The organism is Pseudomonas sp. GXM4, assembly GCF_008923895.1.
Lineage (GTDB): Bacteria > Pseudomonadota > Gammaproteobacteria > Pseudomonadales > Pseudomonadaceae > Aquipseudomonas > Aquipseudomonas atacamensis.
In genome coordinates this window covers 1-1,749 of sequence record NZ_WBRZ01000479.1, presented here as the reverse complement: position 1 = coordinate 1,749, position 1,749 = coordinate 1, and the positions used below count along the sequence as shown (strand labels likewise).

The 1,749-nt window shown below is 60.3% G+C and carries 3 protein-coding genes; 2 read left to right on the top strand and 1 reads right to left on the bottom strand.

Translation table 11 applies throughout. The features are described 5' to 3' along the window. Together F8N49_RS27570 and F8N49_RS27565 are read left to right on the top strand one after the other, a co-directional pair. A partial coding sequence (locus tag F8N49_RS27570; RefSeq protein WP_256675535.1) for an RNA methyltransferase occupies positions 1 to 471 on the top strand: 471 nt, incomplete at its 5' end. An 81-nt stretch (positions 472 to 552) separates the two neighbouring features. Next, complete coding sequence (locus tag F8N49_RS27565; RefSeq protein ID WP_016771231.1) at positions 553 to 930, top strand: DUF2892 domain-containing protein; 378 nt, start codon at positions 553 to 555, stop codon at positions 928 to 930. 117 nt (positions 931 to 1,047) lie between these two features. Here the strand turns inward: F8N49_RS27565 and F8N49_RS27560 are convergent, their stop codons facing one another. Continuing rightward, positions 1,048 to 1,500: a YcgN family cysteine cluster protein gene (locus tag F8N49_RS27560; RefSeq protein WP_122746543.1), complete on the bottom strand. Its 453-nt coding sequence runs from the start codon at positions 1,498 to 1,500 to the stop codon at positions 1,048 to 1,050. Positions 1,501 to 1,749: the final 249 nt, after the last annotated feature.

Below are 1,749 nucleotides of genomic sequence, written 5' to 3'. Positions count from 1 at the left end.
GTGGCAGATAAACGGTACAGCTGCATTGGTTTGTATAACCCCAAATCACCGGAGAACGTCGGTTCGGTGATGCGCGCCGCAGGCTGTTACGGCGTGGCGTCGGTGTTCTACACCGGCAAGCGTTATGAACGCGCCGCCGACTTCGTCACCGACACCAAGCGCGTGCACTACGACATCCCGTTGATCGGCATCGACGACCTGAAAAAAATCCTCCCGCTCAACTGCGTGCCCGTCGCCGTGGAGCTGGTCGACGGCGCCCGGCCGCTGCCCGAATACACCCACCCCGACCGAGCCCTGTATATCTTCGGCCCCGAGGACGGTTCGCTGGATAAAGAGATTCGCGACTGGTGCGAAGACGTCGTGTACATCCCGACCACCGGCTGCATGAACCTCGCCGCCACGGTCAACGTCGTGCTCTACGACCGCATGGCCAAAGGCCTGAACACCCGCTCCGGGCCGAAATTCCGCTGAAGCGTCGCACATTTGATGGAACAAGCTGACCGCCCTGGCAGTCAGCTTATCTATCAATCGCACCCTGCCTGGAGATAGACCATGAGCGAGCTCAAACGCGTAGAACGCATCGAATCCACCCCGTTCCAGTCGCCTTCGCACAAGAACGTGCATGGCTGGGAGCGCGTCGGCTCGTTGACCGGCGGCGTGCTGATGGTCGGCAAGGGCCTGCGCCGTGGCGGCGTGTTCGGCCTGATTCAAGTGGCGCTCGGCGGCATGGCCGTGGCCCGTGGCATTACCGGGCACTGCTCGGCGAAAAGCCTGCTGGAAAAAGGCCGTCAGGACATGAGCAACGTGCGGGCGAAGATCGAACGCGCCGGGGAAGAGCTGAGCAAGCTGAAGACCAATGCCGAAGTGGCCACCGAAACGGCAACCGTTACCGGCAATGATTCGCTGGTCTCGCCGAAGGCCGGCGTCTGAGGCTTTAAAGCAAAAGATCGCAGCCTTCGGCAGCTCCTACACGGAATCACGTTTTCCATCGTTGAGCTGCCGAAGGCCGCGATCTTTTGATCTTTACGGGTTCAACAACCCACCACCTCATCCGCCCGCGCGAAAAATCAGATGATCTTCCCAGTCATCCTCCGGCACGCTGCCTTCGGCGAGCATGCGCCCTGACTGGGAAATCCGCTCATGGTGCACCGCATCGCGGTCGCCACACACCAGGTGATGCCATAACGGCAGATCCTTGCCCTCGCTGACCAGACGATAACCGCAGGTCGGAGGCAGCCATTTGAATTCTTCCGCCTGACCCGGCGTGAGCTGAATGCAGTCCGGGACAAACTTGATCCGGTTCGGATAATCGCTGCACTGGCAGGTTTTCAGATCCAGCAGTTTGCAGGCGATGCGCGTGTAATAGACGCTATTGTCTTCTTCGTCCTCGAGCTTTTGCAGGCAGCACAGACCGCAGCCGTCGCACAGCGATTCCCACTCCTCGTGATCGAGTTGATCGAGGGTTTTGCGTTTCCAGAACGGTTCGACTATGGCGGCCATGGCTCGAGCATCAACATCAAGGTGGTGAAAAGGCCGCCAGTCTAGTGCCAGCGGGCGCGGGGGCCAAGCGCTGGCGACTGCCGGTAAATCCGCTTGTCGGCCTCAGCGCCGCCCAATGGTTCTACTGCCTCGCGCCGCCCTTGAGCGATCTGGTGGCTGAAGGCGATTTCACCCTCTCTCTGAAAAGCGAAAGATCGCAGCCTTCGGCAGCTCCTACATCTGGAATGCATTCCCCTGTAGGAGCTGCCG

Excerpts from the sequence above, each read along its gene's own strand:
- F8N49_RS27565 (WP_016771231.1), top strand. The coding sequence starts at position 553 with ATGAGCGAGCTCAAACGCGTAGAACGCATCGAATCCACCCCGTTCCAG.
- F8N49_RS27560 (WP_122746543.1), bottom strand. The coding sequence starts at position 1,500 with ATGGCCGCCATAGTCGAACCGTTCTGGAAACGCAAAACCCTCGATCAA.